The sequence below is a fragment of the Cryobacterium sp. 10C3 genome (assembly GCF_034314285.1).
In the GTDB taxonomy this organism is placed as follows: Bacteria; Actinomycetota; Actinomycetes; order Actinomycetales; family Microbacteriaceae; genus Cryobacterium; species Cryobacterium glucosi.
The window spans coordinates 3,535,074-3,550,519 of record NZ_JAVIWF010000002.1 but is presented as its reverse complement, the minus strand read 5'-3'; the positions used below and the strand labels follow the sequence as shown (position 1 = coordinate 3,550,519).

Sequence of the window (15,446 nt, the reverse complement as noted above, 5' to 3'; positions counted from 1 at the left end):
GGGGCGTTTCGCAGCCTCGGGGGCCTCCTAGAATTGCTGCATGAGCGCATCTTCGGGGAACAAGGCCATCATCGCTGCACTCGGTGCGAACCTGGGCATCGCCGCGACAAAACTCATCGCCTGGGCGTTCTCCGGTTCGTCCTCGATGCTCGCGGAGGGCGTGCACTCCCTCGCAGACTCCGGCAACCAGCTCCTGTTGCTGCTCGGAGCCCGTAAGTCGCGGAAGGACGCCGACACGGAGCATCCGTTCGGCTACGGGCGCGAACGCTACGTCTACGCCTTCGTCGTCTCGATCATCCTGTTCTCCATCGGCGGCGTCTTCTCGCTGTATGAAGGGGTGCAGAAACTGCAGGACCCGCACCACCTCGACGTGCCGTGGCTGCCGATCCTCGTGCTGCTCGTGGCGATGGGCCTCGAGTCGTTCTCCCTGCGCACCGCGATCAAGGAGTCGAACCACACCAGGGGCGGGGAGACCTGGGTGCAGTTCATCCGCCACGCCAAGGCCCCCGAGCTGCCCGTCGTACTGCTCGAAGACGTCGCGGCGCTCAGCGGCCTCGTGCTCGCATTCCTCGGCGTCGGCCTGACCATCGTCACCGGCGACCCGATCTGGGATGCGATCGGGACCATCTGCATCGGTGTGCTCCTCGTGCTCGTCGCGATCGTGCTCGGCATCGAGACGAAGAGCCTCCTCGTCGGCGAGGGCGCCCGACCCACCGACACGGCGACGATCCAGCGCGCGATCCTGAACGGCCCGGAGACACAGCGCATCATCCACATGAAGACGCTCTACCTCGGGCCGGACGAACTGCTCGTGGCCGCGAAGCTCGCGTTCGACGCCGAGCTGCGCTTCTCGGATGTCGCGGCGTCGATCGACGTGATCGAGGAACGCGTGCGGGCGGCGATGCCGAGCGCCCGCGCGATCTATCTCGAGCCCGACGTGTTCCACGACCCGAGCCAGCACGGCCCGCTCACCGACACCATCATCATCCGGGGCCGGGAATGAGCGCAGTGCCTGCCGCGCCGGCGACGGATGCCGCACCGGTCGCTGGGACGCGGACGGCACTCGTGCTGCGCCACGACGCCACCATCCATCTCGGCAACCTCGAGCCCGTGCTCCACGAGCACGGCTATTCCGTGACCTACGTCGAGATCCTCAGCGACGACCTCAGCACGATCGACCCCACCTCCGCCGACCTCGTCGTCGTGCTCGGCGGGGAGATGGGCGCGTATGAGATCGACCGATTCCCGGCGCTCGCCCGGGAGATCACGATCCTGCAGGACCGGCTCGCCGCCGAGCGCCCGGTGTTCGGCGTGTGCCTCGGCGCGCAGCTGATGGCCAACGCGCTCGGCGCCAGGGTCTACCCCGGGCCGACCAACGAAATCGGCTTCCGCACGGTCGAACCGACGAGCCTCGGCGCCACAGGGCCGCTCCGCCACGTGGCCGGCGTCCCGGTGTTGCAGTGGCACAGCGACACCTTCGACCTTCCGGAGTGCGTGACACGCCTGGCCGGTTCGCCGCAGTACGGCAACGAGGCGTTCGGTATCGGCGACTGGGCGCTCGCGGTGCAGTTCCACCCCGAAGTGACACCGGCCATGCACGAGGTCTGGCTGCGCGCTTCGGCCGCGGAGGTCACCGCGGCCGGCCTCGACCCGGAAACGCTGCGCGCCGAGCGCGACCTCTACGCCGGGACGATGCAGGATGCGTCCCGCGCGCTGTTCAGCGAATGGCTCGACGGGCTGGATCGCTGAAGAACTCCCGGAGGAGGGCGCCGCACTCCTCGGCGTCGACCTCCGCGTAGACCTCGGCACGATGGTTGAGCCTGCGGTCGCGCAGCACGTCGTACACGGAGCCCGCTGCTCCCGCCTTCTCGTCCCAGGCGCCGAAGACGACGACCGGGATCCGCGCGGCCAGGATCGCGCCGGCGCACATCACGCAGGGCTCGAGCGTGACCACCAGAGTGCAGCCGGTGAGGTGCCAGTCGCCGAGAGCGGCGGCCGCGGCCCGGATGGCGACGATCTCGGCGTGACCGGTCGGGTCCTGCCGTGCCTCCCTGTCGTTGCGGCCGTGGCCGACGACGACACCGGAGGCATCGATCACGACCGCGCCGACCGGGACGTCACCCGTCTCGAGGGCCGCGCGGGCCTCCCGGAGGGCAAGCCGCATCCATTCGCGGTGCTCGCGAGCCTGCTCGCCCATCCGGATACCTCCCCCAGCTAGTAGATTGAGCCTATGCGAGTCCATGTAGCCGACCATCCGCTCATCACCCATAAACTGACGGTTCTGCGGGACAAACGCACCTCCTCACCGCTCTTCCGCTCCCTCGTGGAGGAGCTGATGACGCTCCTCGCCTACGAGGGAACCCGCGGGGTGCGGGTCGAAGACATTACCGTCGAAACCCCGGTCGGGCTGGCCCACGGGGTGCAGATCAGCGACCCGAAGCCGCTCGTCGTGCCGATCCTGCGCGCCGGCCTCGGCATGCTCGAGGGCATGGTCAAGCTGCTGCCGACCGCAGAGGTCGGCTTCCTCGGAATGGCCCGCAACGAGGAAACCCTCCAGCCGACCACGTACGCCGAGCGCCTGCCCGACGACCTCTCCGACCGCCAGTGCTTCGTGCTCGACCCGATGCTCGCCACCGGAGGCTCGCTGATCGCGGCCATCAAGTTCCTCTTCGACCGCGGCGCCGTCGACGTCACCGCCATCTGCATCCTGGCGGCGCCAGAGGGTCTCGCCGCCGTCGAGGCGGCGTTCCCCGGTCGTGAGGTGTCGATCATTCTCGGCGCCGTCGACGAACGCCTCAACGAGCTCGGCTACATCGTTCCCGGACTCGGCGACGCCGGCGACCGTCTGTACGGACTCGTCTAGGGCACAGTCCACCCGTTCCGCCGGTTGCGACCACGCCGGCGGAACACGCAGGTCCTGCGACACACGGGCGTCGCAGCGCAGTACTTTCACGAATCTTTGATGAAGTGCCTTTCCATCGAGGAACATGTGATGAAGTGCCCATCGAGCACGGATCCTCCCGTTCGACCCGACCGGGGCGAACGTGATGCAGCAGGTTTCCTGGCTTCCTGCGTCACAAAGTTGACACACGCCGTAACAGTGGGCTTTACTCACAGTTATGACAACCCCTCACCGCCCCCTGACCGCCCTCGAGGCCCTTGGGAATGCCGGCATGATGATGCCCGGCATGCGCGCCGAGTGTTGCCGAATGTGCCGCTGAATCGCGACATCATCGCCGAGTTCCCCTCTCGCCTCCGAACCCCGCGCAGTAGCACCCCGTGCCTCTGCACTGAGCGGTTCTGAGTCAGTCGGTTGAACTCCCGGAGCCTTTCGTACGCTCCGCACCCGGTCGCAACGGCCATTGTCGAACCCACAACCGCGCAGAGCGCCGGGTTCACCCCAGCATCATCATTCCCAAGGACTCCTGCCATGTCGCTCGCACACATTGACACCGCCCGCTCCATCCACAACGCCCGCCCGGCACTCGCCCTGGCGCCTGCCCCCGCTGCTCCCCGCATCCGCGCCGTGCCGGAGGGCACAGAGGCCCGCGGCTTCGTCCTCTACGTCGGCATCGACGAGGCCAAGGCCGCCGCGGCCGGCACCTCGCTGCACCGCATCGTCGAGGCGCTCAAGGCCCTCACCGAGGAACTCGCCCCGAACGCGGAAACCCACGCCGCCGTGGCGCTCGCGCCGGCAGGTGCCGGCGGTCGCGACGTGGACGTCGTGCGCCTCGCCCTCCAGGACCCCGCCGCCCTGGCCCGCCACCGCACGGTGGCCGACCCGGACCGCGCCGCCGGCGGCGTCGTCGTGGACATCTCCCGCAAGCGCGTGGTGCTCGACAACGAGACCGCGGCGCTGACCTACAAGGAATTCGAACTCCTGCAGTACCTCGTGCTGCGTGAGGGCCGCACCATCGAGCGTGCCGAACTCATCGAAAAGCTCTGGGACGCCGCGGATGAGGACGACGCACCCAACGAGCGCACCATCGACGTGCACGTCCGCCGCCTGCGCGCCAAGCTCGGCCGTTACGAAGACATCGTGCGCACGGTGCGTGGCGTCGGCTACCGCTTCGACCGTCACGCGGATGTCTCCATCCGCCAGTCGACGACGCCGAGCCCCGACATCTTCTAGGCCTTCTCCCCGGCCGTGCGCGATGCGCGACGAGCGGCGGGTTCATGACGCGGACGGGCCGTTAACGTGATTGAGGGCCGGTCGTAGAGGCTTAACGACCGACCCTCTTCCCTTGCACCAAGAGTGTCCTGCAATCACATTTCGCGTCTTCCGCCACAGCAAACGGTTGACGCACAACGAATATATAACGAACCGGTAACGGAAAGCTAGCTGTGCGGCTGTATTCTTTCTGCGAATTCGCCAAGAGGCGTGCAGCGAGGGTTGGCGTAGATTCTCTAGTCTGGGAAGACACGACTGAGGAGGACCGGTGACGGATCGAGCGGCCGCAGTATCCGCCTGGGAGTCGCTCTTCCGCGCGCAGGTGGCGATTATGCGCAGCCTCGCGAGCGATTTCCCGTCCCGCGAGATCTCCTTCAACGAGTACGACGTGCTCTTCAACCTCTCGAGGGAGCCGGACCGGCGCATCCGCTTGCGTGACCTGAACCAGCACGTGCTGCTCACCCAGCCGAGCGTGAGTCGCCTGATCGATCGCCTGGCCTCGCGCGGGTATATCCGAAAACTCACCGACCCGAACGACGGGCGCGGCGCGATCGTCGAGCTGACGGATGCCGGGTACGCGTTGTTCCGCAGTGTCGCAGTCGACCACATGGGGTCGATCTCGGCCCGCTTCGGCGATGCCCTCTCCAACGAAGAGCTCGAGCAGCTCACATCCCTGTGCGACCGGCTCCGGATCGGGCCGGCGGGTTGCCCGCCGCCGGAGGACCTGCCCTGTTGAGAACCGCCGCCCCGGCGTAGCGTGAGCCGCAGGAGGTTCGTGACCATGCACGCAATCATCGGCGACAGGATCATCATTCGCGGCCGGACGGTCGAGACACCGGACAAGCACGGGGAGATCATCGAGGTCCGCGGGCCAGACGGCGAACCGCCGTACCTCGTCCGCTTCGGCGAGGGCCACCAGAGCGTCGTCTACCCGGGCACGGACTTCGTCGTCGAGCGCTCCGACACGGACTGAGACCGCTGAGAACCGTCGGCCGGCGCGCCTGCACCCATGCGGCATACGTTTCGTTTCGGTTTGGATACATACTTCGTCACATCCGTCTAGGGGGTACCACGGCCGGTTTCGAGAGCTACCGTTGAAGTACACGTTACAAACCGTGGCGGGTAAGAGGATTAGGGGACCCAACCATGCTGATCACGTGTCCGTTCTGTCATTCGCCGGCACAGCTCACGCCGAACGCCGCGCACGCGAAGCAGGTCACCCTGCCGCTCTACGTGCTCAAGTGCTCGGGCTGCGAACGCACGAGCGTGCGGATCGAGCCGATTCGCAAGCAGCACCTCACGGTCGGGGCGCACTGACCCGGCACCCGGTGTTCGAAGGTTCAGGGTCCGGGGTTCGGAGCGCACCCGAAGCGCAGTGAGCCTCCGGGAACGCGCCTGTGTCGTACGCAGTCCCTAGGCTGTCAGGGTGGGCACAGCGACGGGACCTGACAACGCACCGGGGGCGGCGGACTGCTCGAGCCGGTGGAAGCCCGCCCATCCGACGGATGTCGGGCTCACTCTCTCCCGCTTGCGCCGGGGCCGGACAGACCCCACCTTCCAGGTGAGCCTGGACGGTGCCGTGTGGCGCACGACGCTCACCCGATCGGGACCCGCGACCCTGCGCCTGACCCAGTCCGGCCTGACCGAGCTTCGCTGCGAGGCGTGGGGCGAGGGCGCGAGGGAGGCCGTCGAGGACGCACCGGAACTTCTCGGGGAGCGCGACGATCCCTCGGGGTTCGAGGCGCAGCATCCGCTCGTGCGGGATGCGCACCGGCGCTGGCCCGGCCTGCGGATCCCCCGCACCGGGCGGGTCATCGAATCGCTCATTCCCGCGATCCTCGAACAGAAGGTCATCAGCCTGCAGGCGACGGCCTCGTTCCGCACCCTCGTCCGCGCGCACGGGACACCTGCTCCCGGCCCGGCACCTGCCGGAATGCGCGTGCCGCCTTCGGCACGGGCCTGGCAGCTCATTCCCTCGTGGGAGTGGCATCGGGCCGGTGTCGACCCGATGCGGTCCCGCACGGTGATGGTCTGCCTCGCCGTGACGCGGCAGCTGGAAGCGGCGAGCGACCTGTCGGCGGCCGAGGCGAGCGCGCGGCTGCGGGCGGTGCCGGGGATCGGCGAGTGGACGGCGGCGGAAGTCGCCCAGCGGGCGTTCGGCGACGCCGATGCGCTCTCGGTCGGGGACTACCACCTCGCCGGGGCGATCGGCCATACCCTGTTCGACGCGGACTTCGACGACGCGCTCATGGTCTCCGCGATGCGCATCTGGCAGCCGCATCGCTACCGGGTCGTCCGCCTGCTGGAGGCCTCGGGGAGCCTAGGCAAGCCCCGGCACGGGCCCCGGCTCGCCTTCGTCGACCACAGGGGTCACTGAGGCGGACTCGGACTGTGTCGGTGCGGGCGTTGGACTCGCGTCGGGCTCCGCGGGCGCCAAAGGCGCCGCGGGCACGGTGACCGCTGCCGGCACTGGTCCTGCCGAGGGTGCTTTCCGCCTGCCGCAGACGAAGTAGGCGATCGGCCCGACGAAGTTCAGTCCGATGATGGCGGCCCACAGGAGCTTGGGTCCGTTGACGAGTGCGGCGGGCCGCTTCACAAGGTCTGCCCATGCTGTCGCGGCGAGCGCCAGCTGCACCGACCCGGCGACGAGGACCCCGGTCTGCTCCCGGGGGCTGAGGTCGCTCCAGGCCCGTTTCCGTGCCGATCGCTTCGCGACGTTCTTCCTGGCCTGTGTCATGAGATTCTCCCCGTTGGCACCCTCTGCGGCAGCCGACGAGCACAGCGTACGCCCGGTCCACCGGCCCCGCCCTCACGCGCTGCCACGCCGTCTTTCCCCTGATCCGAAGGTTGCCTAGAAGCTCGCTTAATTGGTTGTAGTGACGAATTCTCACGCGTATAACTGGGCAATATGCTTCGAGGCGACATCGATGGCGCTGGGCCTCAGGCCGATCCGGAATGGCGCGCCATGGGATATCTGATGTACAAGGGGATGATCGTCGATTTCGACGATCGGATTCTCGCTCACCTGCAGATCGTGATCGTGCAGAAGCTCCGCAGGGGCGAGAGCTTCCTGCTCTCCTGGCCCGATGTCGGGAAATCCGGCGGTCACAGTTCGGCGTGGTTGAACCCGTCGATTCCGCTCTACTTCCGGTTCTCCGGCGGCCACGCCCCGAGCATCAACGAGAGATGGCTGCACTGCCTGAGCGAATCGGCGAACAGTTCTGCCGGTCTGGTCGTGACCGGGGAGGAGGACTCCTTGTCGCCGCAGATCCGCGGCAGGCTTCCTTCCCCGCCGACGCGGGGTGGGATACCTCGTGCACGCGGCCCCGCTGGTGCAGGAGACCACCGCCCGCGGAGACTGAGCGCGGACGCCCCGGCCGGTGGGCGCCGGCATCCGCCGCCCGGGCCGAAGCGTAGCCTTGGTCCATGAGCTTGCCGCAGCTCCACCCTGCCGATTCTGCTGACCCCGCCGCGTCGATCTATCGGGAAACGGCTGATGAGGTGCTCAGCGCATTCGGGAGCTCCCGCTCCGGCCTCACGACCGGCGCCGCGGACGAGCGGCGGATCCGCGCAGGCAGCAATGCGATCGTCACCCTCAAGAAGGAATCCACGCTGAGGCGCTACCTGCGCCAGTTCGCCGACTGGATGATCGTGTTGCTCCTCGCGAGCGCCGCCATCACGGGGTTCCTCGGCGACCTGGGCACCGCCGGCGTCCTCGTCGCACTCGTCGGATTCAACACCCTGATCGGTTTCGTCCAGGAGAACCGCGCGGAGAAGACCATGGAGGCGCTCGAAAGGCTCGTCGACCCGACCACCCAGGTCTATCGGGACGGCGCCCTGACCGAGATCGAATCCCGGGCGCTCGTGCCCGGGGACGTGGTGCGCCTGACCGAAGGCGCCTCAGTACCCGCCGACGTGAGACTGGTCGACACCACCGCCTTCTCCACCAACGACTTCGCCCTGACAGGGGAGAGCGACCCGACCCGGAAGTACGCGCGGCCGATCCCGCACGAGGTGCCGCTCGCGGACCGGCACAACCTGGCTTTCGCGGGCACGAGCGTCGCCACCGGTGAGGCGCTCGGACTCGTCACCGCGACCGGGATGCACACCGAGCTCGGCCGAATCGCCCGGCTCAGCCAGTCGGCCCCGCAGACCCGCAGCCCACTTCAGGTGGAGACGGGCAAGATCGCGAAGTACGTCAGCTATGGCGTCGCCGTGGTGTCTCTCGTCGTGCTTGTCATCGCCGTGCAGTCCGAGCTTCCGCTCCGCGAGGCGATGCTCTTCGCCGTCGGATTCGCCTGCGCCCTCATCCCGCAGGGGCTGCCCGCCGAAGTCAACACTGCGCTCGCCGCCGCGGCCGGTACCCTCGCCCGGCAGAACGCCCTGGTCAAGAAGCTCAGCTCCGTCGAGACGCTCGGGGCGACGCACGTGATCTGCACCGACAAGACCGGCACGCTCACCAAGAACGAGATGACGGTCAGCGAACTCGTCGTCGGGGGCGCCGATTACCGGGTCACCGGGATCGGCTACGCGCCCGTCGGCGTCTTCGAGCCGGAATCCCGGAGCGACACGGCAACGGCCCGGCTGCGCGCGTTCCTCACCGTCGGGGTGTTCGCGAACAACGCCCGCCTCGTCGCCCCTGCCGGGGACGACGACTGGCGCATCCTCGGCGACCCGACGGAAGGCGCGCTACTCGTCGCGGCCGGCAAGGCCGGAGTCGACCTCGAGGCCCTGCGCGCCCGCTGCCCCGAGATCGACGAACTGCCGTTCGATTCCACCCGGAAACTGATGACCAGCATCCGCCGGGACCCGGACGGAGTGCTCACCGCATACTCGAAGGGCGCCCCGGAAAGCCTGCTCGCCCGGGCCACCCTGATCGACGACGGCACCGCCGTGCGTTCGCTCACGGACGCCGACCGGGCGGCCCTGCTCGCCCGGCACACCGAGAAGGCGGGCCGCGCACTCCGCAACCTCGTCTTCGCGACGCGGGTGCTCACCGAAGCGGATGCCGCCAGCGGGGACATCCATGTCATCGAACGCGACCTGACCATCCTGGGACTCGTCTCGATGCAGGACCCGATCCGCGCTGCCGTCCCCGCCGCCATGACGACCGTGCTCGCAGCCGGGGTGAAGGTCAACATCGTGACAGGCGACTTCTCCCTCACGGCCGAGGCCATCGCACACCAGGCCGGGCTCTCTGGCGACGACGGGCTCAGCATCGTCACCGGCGCGGAGCTTGCGGCGATGCCCGACGCCGAGGTTCTCCGTCACGCACTCGGTGGCGGCACGGTGTTCAGCAGGGTCGCGCCGGAGGACAAGGTGCGTATCGTCGACCTCGTCAAGGCCTCCGGGCACATCGTCGCCGTCACCGGCGACGGCATCAACGATGCGCCAGCATTGCGGCATGCGAACATCGGGGTCGCGATGGGCGCCTCCGGGACGGATGTGGCCAAGCAGGCCGCCGAGATCGTGCTGCTCGACGACAGCTTCGCAACCCTCGTGAACGCGATCGCCGAGGGACGGACGATCTACCGCAACATCACCAAGGGCGTTCTCAGCTGCCTGACCTCGAACATCGCCGAGTTCGTGGTCAACACCGCGAGCCTGGCCCTGGCCTCCCTGTTCGGCGTGCCCCTCGCCCTGAACGTGTTGCAGATCCTCGCGATCGACCTGCTCGGGGAGATCTTCCCGATCGCGGCGCTCGGCAAGGACCCCGCCGAAGGGGAGACGATGAAGGACCCGCCCCGGGATTCCCGCGCCCGGATCCTGAACGGACGGTCGATCGTCGACGTGCTCTCGTGCGGTGCCCTGATGGGCATCTTCGCCATCACGAACTACCTGCTGTTCTACGACCGGAACGGCATCGACCCGTTCAGACAGACCGTGCCCGCTCTGCCGCTCGCCCAGGCGATGTCGATCACCTACGTCACGATCATGGTCTGCCAGCTCGTCAGCATCATCCAGCGCCGCAGCGTGCACGGGTTCTTCACGAGGTACCAGTTCAGCAACCCCTCGTTCTGGTATGCAGTCGCCCTCGCTATCACGATCATGCTCGTCATCGTCTACGTGCCGGTGGTCGCGGGCTTCTTCGGCACGAGCGGGCTCGGCGTCCTGGACTGGGCGTTCGTGCTCGGTGCCGCGATCGTGTTCCTCGGGATCCGGGAGGGGGCTGCTGCCCTTCGGCGCCGCGGTGCGAGCGCGGACGCCGGCCGCGCCTGAGACATCCGCTTCTCACCGCGACCGGCACCGCGCCCGCGCCGGTTTCGGCACACCGCGCCCGCCGTTGCGGGCGCGGACGGAAGAAACCGGCGGGGTGTTCGGCGCGACCGCAATCTGGCACGCTGGAGGGGTACACCGCTACACCAGCACCAGGAGCCCCATGCCCTTCGCCGACCAACTCATCGGAGTGCCGACCGCGGTCGCCCTCACCGCGGCGATCCAGGCCGTCACACCGCACGCGCCGCTCACCGCGCTGCGCGCAGCCACGGAAGCGCTCGACCCGCTCTCACTGCGGGAGCGGAGCGACCTGTTGCGTGACGCCCTGCTGGCAGACCTGCCGGGCGGCTACGACTCATTCGCCGCGACCATCCGCGCAGCCGCGTCGGGAACCGCGCCGTTCACCGGCTGGCTGATCTGGCCGGTGTCGACCGCGATCGCGGTCAAGGGCATCGAGGCGGGCACGGATGCCGCCTTCGACGACGCCCTGGGCATGCTCGCCGAGCTCACCGGCCGGCTCAGTTCCGAGTTCGCGATCCGGCTACTCCTCGACCACGACCTCGAGCGGGCGCTCCCGGTCGTGCTGGGCTGGACCGCCTCGACCGACGTCGACGTGCGCAGGCTCGCGACCGAGGGCACCCGGCCGTTCCTGCCCTGGGCTCGGCGGGTCCCGGGGATCCTCGCCGAGCCGACCGCGACCCTGCCGATCCTGCACGCGCTCTACCGCGACGATGACGAGGCCGTGCGCCGGTCGGTCGCCAACCATCTCAACGACCTGAGCAGGCAGCAGCCGGAGCTCGCGGTCGCCACGACGGCCGAGTGGCTCGCCGAGCCGGACGGGCACACCGCCCGGCTCGTGCGGCACGCGCTGCGCACCCTCGTGAAGCGAGGCAATCCTGCCGCCCTCGCCCAGCTCGGCTTCCATGCGGCCGATGTGACGGTGGCCGGCCCGGTGCTGGCCGAGACGAAGGTGGCGTTCGGCGGAACGGTCGACTTCACCGCAAGCATCCGCAACAACGCCCGTGTGGCCACCCGGCTGGCCGTCGACTATGTCCTGCACCACCAGAAGGCGAACGGCACCCTCACCGGCAAGACGTTCAAGCTCACGACCCTGACCCTGGAGCCAGGCGAGGTCGTGCTGCTGACCAAGGGGCACTCGCTCCGGGCGATCACCACCCGTCGCTACTACCCCGGAGAGCACGCCGTCGAGTTGCAGGTGAACGGTGTGACCCACGGCCGGACGCCGTTCATCCTGCTGCCGGAGGCCTGACCGGCCGGGTCGCCCTGACCACCACGTCGCGCACGGGGGTCGCGCCGTCGTGGGGGCGGGCGCCTCCCGCTCACGCGATTCGGCGACCTCGACCTCGAGTTCCGCGCCGTCGATCGCGGCGAGCACGTCGTCGACCCCGAACATCAGCTCGCGGAAGTGCGCCCGGTGCTCGCCTGCATCAGCGTTGGAGACGTCGTGACCGACGATGAGCAGCGTGCCGCCCGGCGCGACGGCCGCCGCGAGGGCCCGGAAGAGCACGCTTCGGGCGCTCTCGGGCAGGTGCATGAACTGCGAAGTGACGAGGTCGAATGAGCGGGGCTCTGGCGACCAGGACGTCAGGTCGTGCTGCTCCCAGCGGATGCGCGCCGCGGCGGGTCCGTCGACGGACTCCGCCCGGGCACGTGCCTTGTCGAGCGCGTTCGTGGAGATGTCGACACCGGTGACGTGCCACCCGCTCATCGCCAGCCAGAGTGCGTCGCCGCCTTCCCCGCTGCCGATGTCGAGGGCGCGGCCCGGCGCGAGCGGTGTCACTTCGGCGACGAGCACGGGGTTCGGGTCGCCGCTCCACGCCAGCCCTGGGGCGGCGTAACGCTCCTCCCAGTAGTCGCGGCCGAACGGGTGTTCCTCGTGTGTCATGGCAGACCTCCTGCTTCGATGCTCGGACAGGATCGACGGAATCGCCAAGCCCGTTTGCCGAAGTGGCAAGATCGACCCATGGACGACACTTCCGCCACAACGGAGACGATGCTCGCCGCCGTCGGCCCGCTCCTTCGGGCGCGGCGCAGCGAGCACGGTATGACACTCGCCGAACTGTCGCGCGCCACGGGCATCTCGGTCAGCACGCTGTCCCGGCTCGAATCCGGGCAACGGCGTCCCGCACTCGAGCTGCTGCTGCCACTGGCGCGGGCCTATGGCGTTCCGCTGGACGAACTGGTCGGGGCGCCGGAGACGGGTGACCCGCGCATCCACCTCCGGCCGACGCGGCACCGCGACCAGACGATCGTGCCGCTGTCCCGCGGCGCGAGCGGCGGGCCGCAGGCGTTCAAACACCTGATCCCCGCAACGGTAGCGGAGCGTGAGCCGGATCCGAGGGTGCACGAGGGATACGAGTGGATCTACGTGCTCCGGGGCCGCCTCCGGCTCGTGCTCGGCACGCACGACCTGGTGCTCCCGGCCGGGGAGGCCGCCGAGTTCGACACCCGCACGCCGCACTGGTTCGGCCGGGTCGGTCCGGGCGACGTCGAGTTCCTCACCCTCTTCGGCCGCCAGGGCGAGCGGATGCACGTGCGCGCAGCTCCACCCGGGCGCCTGGGCGAGTGAGACGCGGCTGGGGGGCTCGGCCGCGGATCCCGCGGACAGCCACAAAAAAGCCCCGCATCTCAGTGAGTGCGGGGCTTTTGTCCTGTGCGCCCGAAGGGATTCGAACCCCCAACCTTCTGATCCGTAGTCAGATGCTCTATCCGTTGAGCTACGAGCGCATGTGTCAGGCGAAATCCTTCGCGAAGACAACTTAGAAACTATAACAGATTTCCCGGCCCCTCCCGTTCGAGGGCAGGTGGGAGAGGCGCGGATGCCGCGCTCAGGCGGGTTCCCCTGCCGCAGGCGCTGCGGCATCCGCCCCGCTCTTCGGGGTGCGGATGCCGAGCCACGACACGAGTGCGCCGGCGAACATGAGCGTGGCGGTGACCAGCAGGACCCGCTGGAACCCGGCGACGCCGAGCTGTTCGCCGGCGATCGTGCCGGCGAAGGCGATCATGATGAGTCCGGCGACCCGGGAGACGGCGTTGTTGATCGCCGAGCCGATTCCGGCCTGCTCAGGATGGATGGAGCCGAGCACGGCGCCCGTCAGGGGTGCCACCGTGATCGAGAGCCCGAGGCCCACGACGGCGATGCCGGGGATCACGGTGCGCCAGACATCCACCGGGGGAACGGCCAGGGTCAGGATCAGGAAGCCGATGCCCGCCACGATCGGACCCAGGGTCATGAAGAGTCGCGGGCCGAACCGGCCGGCGAGCCCGCCGAACAATGTCGAGAAGAACAGCATCATCAGGGTCGCCGGGATGCCCGCGAGTCCCGCGCTCGTCGCCGAGAGGCCGCCGACCTGTTGCAGGTAGACGGCGAAGATGAAGAAACCGAGGCTCAGCGCACCGTAGATGCCGACGGTCGCGAGGTTGCCTGCCCAGAAATTGCGCACCCGGAAGAGGCCGAGGGGCATCATCGGGTGCGGAGCGCGCGCCTCCCACCAGAGGAACGCGGCGAGGGAGAGCAGCCCGACGACGAGCGGCAGGTACACGATGGGACTGCCCCAGCCGAGCCGACCCTGCTCGATGAGCGCGAAAACGGGACCGCCGAGGCCGACGACGGCGAGGCAGGCCCCGGCGACGTCGATCCGGGCGGCCGGAGCGGTGCGCGCCGGTTCCCGCACTCCGGCGAGCACGATGAGGGTCGCCACGATCGGGAGCACGTTGATCGCGAACACGAGCCGCCAGCTGCTCGTGTCGACCAGGACGCCGCCGAGGATGGGCCCGGCGATGCCCGCGATGCCGGTCCAGCCTGTCCAGACGCCGATCGCCCGGCCCTGGGCAGGACCGGTGAACGTCGAGGTGATGAGCGCGAGGGAGCTCGGAACGAGAAGGGCGGCAGCAGCGCCCTGCAGGATCCGCGCGACGACGAGGGCGGCGCCCCACGGTGCGACGGCGCACGCGAGAGAAGTGATCCCGAACCAGATCAGGCCGACCCGCAGAACGCGCACCCGGCCGAAGGTATCCGAGAGCGAGCCGGCCACGAGGATCAGGGCGCCGAGGGAGAGCAGGTAGCCGTCGACGACCCACTGCTGCAGGGTGAGGCCGCCGCCGAGTTCGCGGGAGATCGCGGGGAGTGCGACGTTGACGATGGACCCGTCGAGGAACGCGACGAAGGAGGAGAGGACGGCGACGATCAGGATGCGGCGTTCGCGAGGAGTCACCCGGCAATCTAACCCCGGATCCCGGACGAAGTGAACCCGCGCCCCGGGGTAGCCGGTGCGCGGAGCGGGTGCAACACTGGCGCCATGACCCCGAGCCGTAATACCCAGGCCTACGACTATTCCGGGCTGCGTGCCCTGTTCATCAATTGCACGCTCAAGCGCAGCCCCGAAGCCAGCAATACCCAGGCGATCATCGACCTGAGCATGAACCTGATGCACGAGCAGGGCGTCTACGCCGAAACGATCCGGGCGATCGACCACGACATCGCGACCGGCGTCTATCCCGACATGACGGAGCACGGCTGGAAGACGGATGCCTGGCCGGCGCTCTTCGACAAGGTGCAGACGGCGGACATCCTCGTGATCGGCGGCCCGATCTGGCTCGGCGACAACAGTTCGGTGACGAAACGCGTGATCGAGCGGCTCTACGCGATGAGTGGAGAGTTCAACGACAAGGGCCAGTACGTCTATTACGGCAAGGTCGGCGGCGCCATCATCACCGGCAACGAGGATGGCGTGAAGCACTGCTCGTCGAACATCCTCTACAGCCTGCAGCACATCGGCTACTCGATCCCGCCGGCCGCGGACGCCGGTTGGATCGGCGAGATCGGGCCGGGTCCGAGCTACCTGGACGCCGGGTCCGGCGGCCCCCTGAACGACTTCACCAACCGCAACACGACCTTCATGACCTGGAACCTGATGCACCTCGCGGCGATCCTGAAGGCCAACGGCGGCTTCCCCGCCTACGGGAACCTCCGCAAGGACTGGGACTCCGGCGAGCGCTTCGGCTTCGAGCCCAACCCCGAGTACCGCTGAACCGAACC

General features: G+C 68.7%; 16 protein-coding genes, 1 tRNA gene and 1 pseudogene. 12 read left to right on the top strand and 6 right to left on the bottom strand.

From position 1 onward, the window contains the following. Positions 1-40 precede the first annotated feature (40 nt). Complete coding sequence (locus RGU41_RS17815; protein ID WP_134562045.1) at positions 41-1,003, top strand: cation diffusion facilitator family transporter; 963 nt, start codon at positions 41-43, stop codon at positions 1,001-1,003. Continuing rightward, positions 1,000-1,749, top strand: coding sequence for a glutamine amidotransferase (locus RGU41_RS17810; RefSeq protein WP_322136980.1), 750 nt, complete (start codon positions 1,000-1,002; stop codon positions 1,747-1,749). The genes RGU41_RS17815 and RGU41_RS17810 overlap by 4 nt, the downstream gene beginning before the upstream one ends. Here the strand turns inward: RGU41_RS17810 and tadA are convergent. Further along, positions 1,718-2,197, bottom strand: coding sequence for a tRNA adenosine(34) deaminase TadA (gene tadA, locus RGU41_RS17805; protein WP_206750881.1), 480 nt, complete (start codon positions 2,195-2,197; stop codon positions 1,718-1,720). The two genes, RGU41_RS17810 and tadA, sit on opposite strands and share 32 nt — an antisense overlap. 33 nt (positions 2,198-2,230) lie before the next feature. On the opposite strand from tadA, the gene upp reads away from it, so the two are divergent. From upp to RGU41_RS17775, 6 genes are all read left to right on the top strand, one after another. Then, complete coding sequence (gene upp, locus RGU41_RS17800; RefSeq protein ID WP_134448773.1) at positions 2,231-2,863, top strand: uracil phosphoribosyltransferase; 633 nt, start codon at positions 2,231-2,233, stop codon at positions 2,861-2,863. Between the two features lie 567 nt (positions 2,864-3,430). Then, on the top strand, positions 3,431-4,132 hold the full coding sequence (locus RGU41_RS17795) for a winged helix-turn-helix domain-containing protein (RefSeq protein WP_134448772.1): 702 nt from the start codon (positions 3,431-3,433) through the stop codon (positions 4,130-4,132). 307 nt (positions 4,133-4,439) lie between these two features. After that, positions 4,440-4,907, top strand: coding sequence for a MarR family winged helix-turn-helix transcriptional regulator (locus RGU41_RS17790; protein WP_241975294.1), 468 nt, complete (start codon positions 4,440-4,442; stop codon positions 4,905-4,907). Positions 4,908-4,952: 45 nt separating this feature from the next. Further along, positions 4,953-5,144 (top strand): DUF1918 domain-containing protein, encoded by a 192-nt coding sequence (locus RGU41_RS17785; RefSeq protein ID WP_134448813.1) that lies wholly within the window; start codon positions 4,953-4,955, stop codon positions 5,142-5,144. A 173-nt stretch (positions 5,145-5,317) separates the two neighbouring features. After that, entirely contained in the window at positions 5,318-5,488 is a 171-nt protein-coding gene (locus RGU41_RS17780; RefSeq protein WP_166788304.1) for a hypothetical protein, read from the top strand. Positions 5,489-5,597: 109 nt separating this feature from the next. Continuing rightward, positions 5,598-6,548, top strand: a complete 951-nt coding sequence (locus tag RGU41_RS17775; RefSeq protein ID WP_134562043.1) for a DNA-3-methyladenine glycosylase family protein — start codon at positions 5,598-5,600, stop codon at positions 6,546-6,548. Here RGU41_RS17775 and RGU41_RS17770 read toward each other — a convergent pair. Then, the gene (locus RGU41_RS17770) at positions 6,492-6,908 is read right to left on the bottom strand and encodes a PLD nuclease N-terminal domain-containing protein (RefSeq protein ID WP_322136979.1); all 417 of its coding nucleotides are present in this window, start codon (positions 6,906-6,908) and stop codon (positions 6,492-6,494) included. The genes RGU41_RS17775 and RGU41_RS17770 overlap by 57 nt on opposite strands. 150 nt (positions 6,909-7,058) lie before the next feature. Continuing rightward, positions 7,059-7,337: a hypothetical protein gene (locus tag RGU41_RS17765; RefSeq protein ID WP_322136978.1), complete on the bottom strand. Its 279-nt coding sequence runs from the start codon at positions 7,335-7,337 to the stop codon at positions 7,059-7,061. A gap of 260 nt (positions 7,338-7,597) precedes the next feature. Between RGU41_RS17765 and RGU41_RS17760 the strand changes: the two genes are divergently transcribed. Both RGU41_RS17760 and RGU41_RS17755 read left to right on the top strand, forming a co-directional pair. After that, positions 7,598-10,390, top strand: a complete 2,793-nt coding sequence (locus RGU41_RS17760) for a cation-transporting P-type ATPase (RefSeq protein ID WP_322136977.1) — start codon at positions 7,598-7,600, stop codon at positions 10,388-10,390. Between the two features lie 160 nt (positions 10,391-10,550). Continuing rightward, positions 10,551-11,657 carry a DNA alkylation repair protein gene (locus RGU41_RS17755; protein ID WP_134448768.1) on the top strand — a complete coding sequence of 369 codons (1,107 nt, stop codon included), beginning with the start codon at positions 10,551-10,553 and terminating at the stop codon, positions 11,655-11,657. Positions 11,658-11,903: 246 nt separating this feature from the next. On the opposite strand, the pseudogene RGU41_RS21075 reads toward RGU41_RS17755, so the two are convergent. Continuing rightward, a pseudogene (locus RGU41_RS21075) lies at positions 11,904-12,293 on the bottom strand (class I SAM-dependent methyltransferase); the annotation flags it as partial. Positions 12,294-12,371: 78 nt separating this feature from the next. On the opposite strand from RGU41_RS21075, the gene RGU41_RS17750 reads away from it, so the two are divergent. Next, complete coding sequence (locus RGU41_RS17750) at positions 12,372-12,977, top strand: helix-turn-helix domain-containing protein (RefSeq protein ID WP_241985103.1); 606 nt, start codon at positions 12,372-12,374, stop codon at positions 12,975-12,977. An 85-nt stretch (positions 12,978-13,062) separates the two neighbouring features. Here the strand turns inward: RGU41_RS17750 and RGU41_RS17745 are convergent. Then, positions 13,063-13,135 (bottom strand) — tRNA-Arg (locus RGU41_RS17745). Between the two features lie 101 nt (positions 13,136-13,236). Then, a complete protein-coding gene (locus tag RGU41_RS17740) occupies positions 13,237-14,622 on the bottom strand; it encodes an MFS transporter (RefSeq protein WP_322136976.1) in 1,386 nt (461 codons plus the stop codon). 84 nt (positions 14,623-14,706) lie between these two features. On the opposite strand from RGU41_RS17740, the gene RGU41_RS17735 reads away from it, so the two are divergent. Continuing rightward, positions 14,707-15,438, top strand: coding sequence for a flavodoxin family protein (locus RGU41_RS17735; RefSeq protein ID WP_322136975.1), 732 nt, complete (start codon positions 14,707-14,709; stop codon positions 15,436-15,438). Positions 15,439-15,446 lie beyond the last annotated feature (8 nt).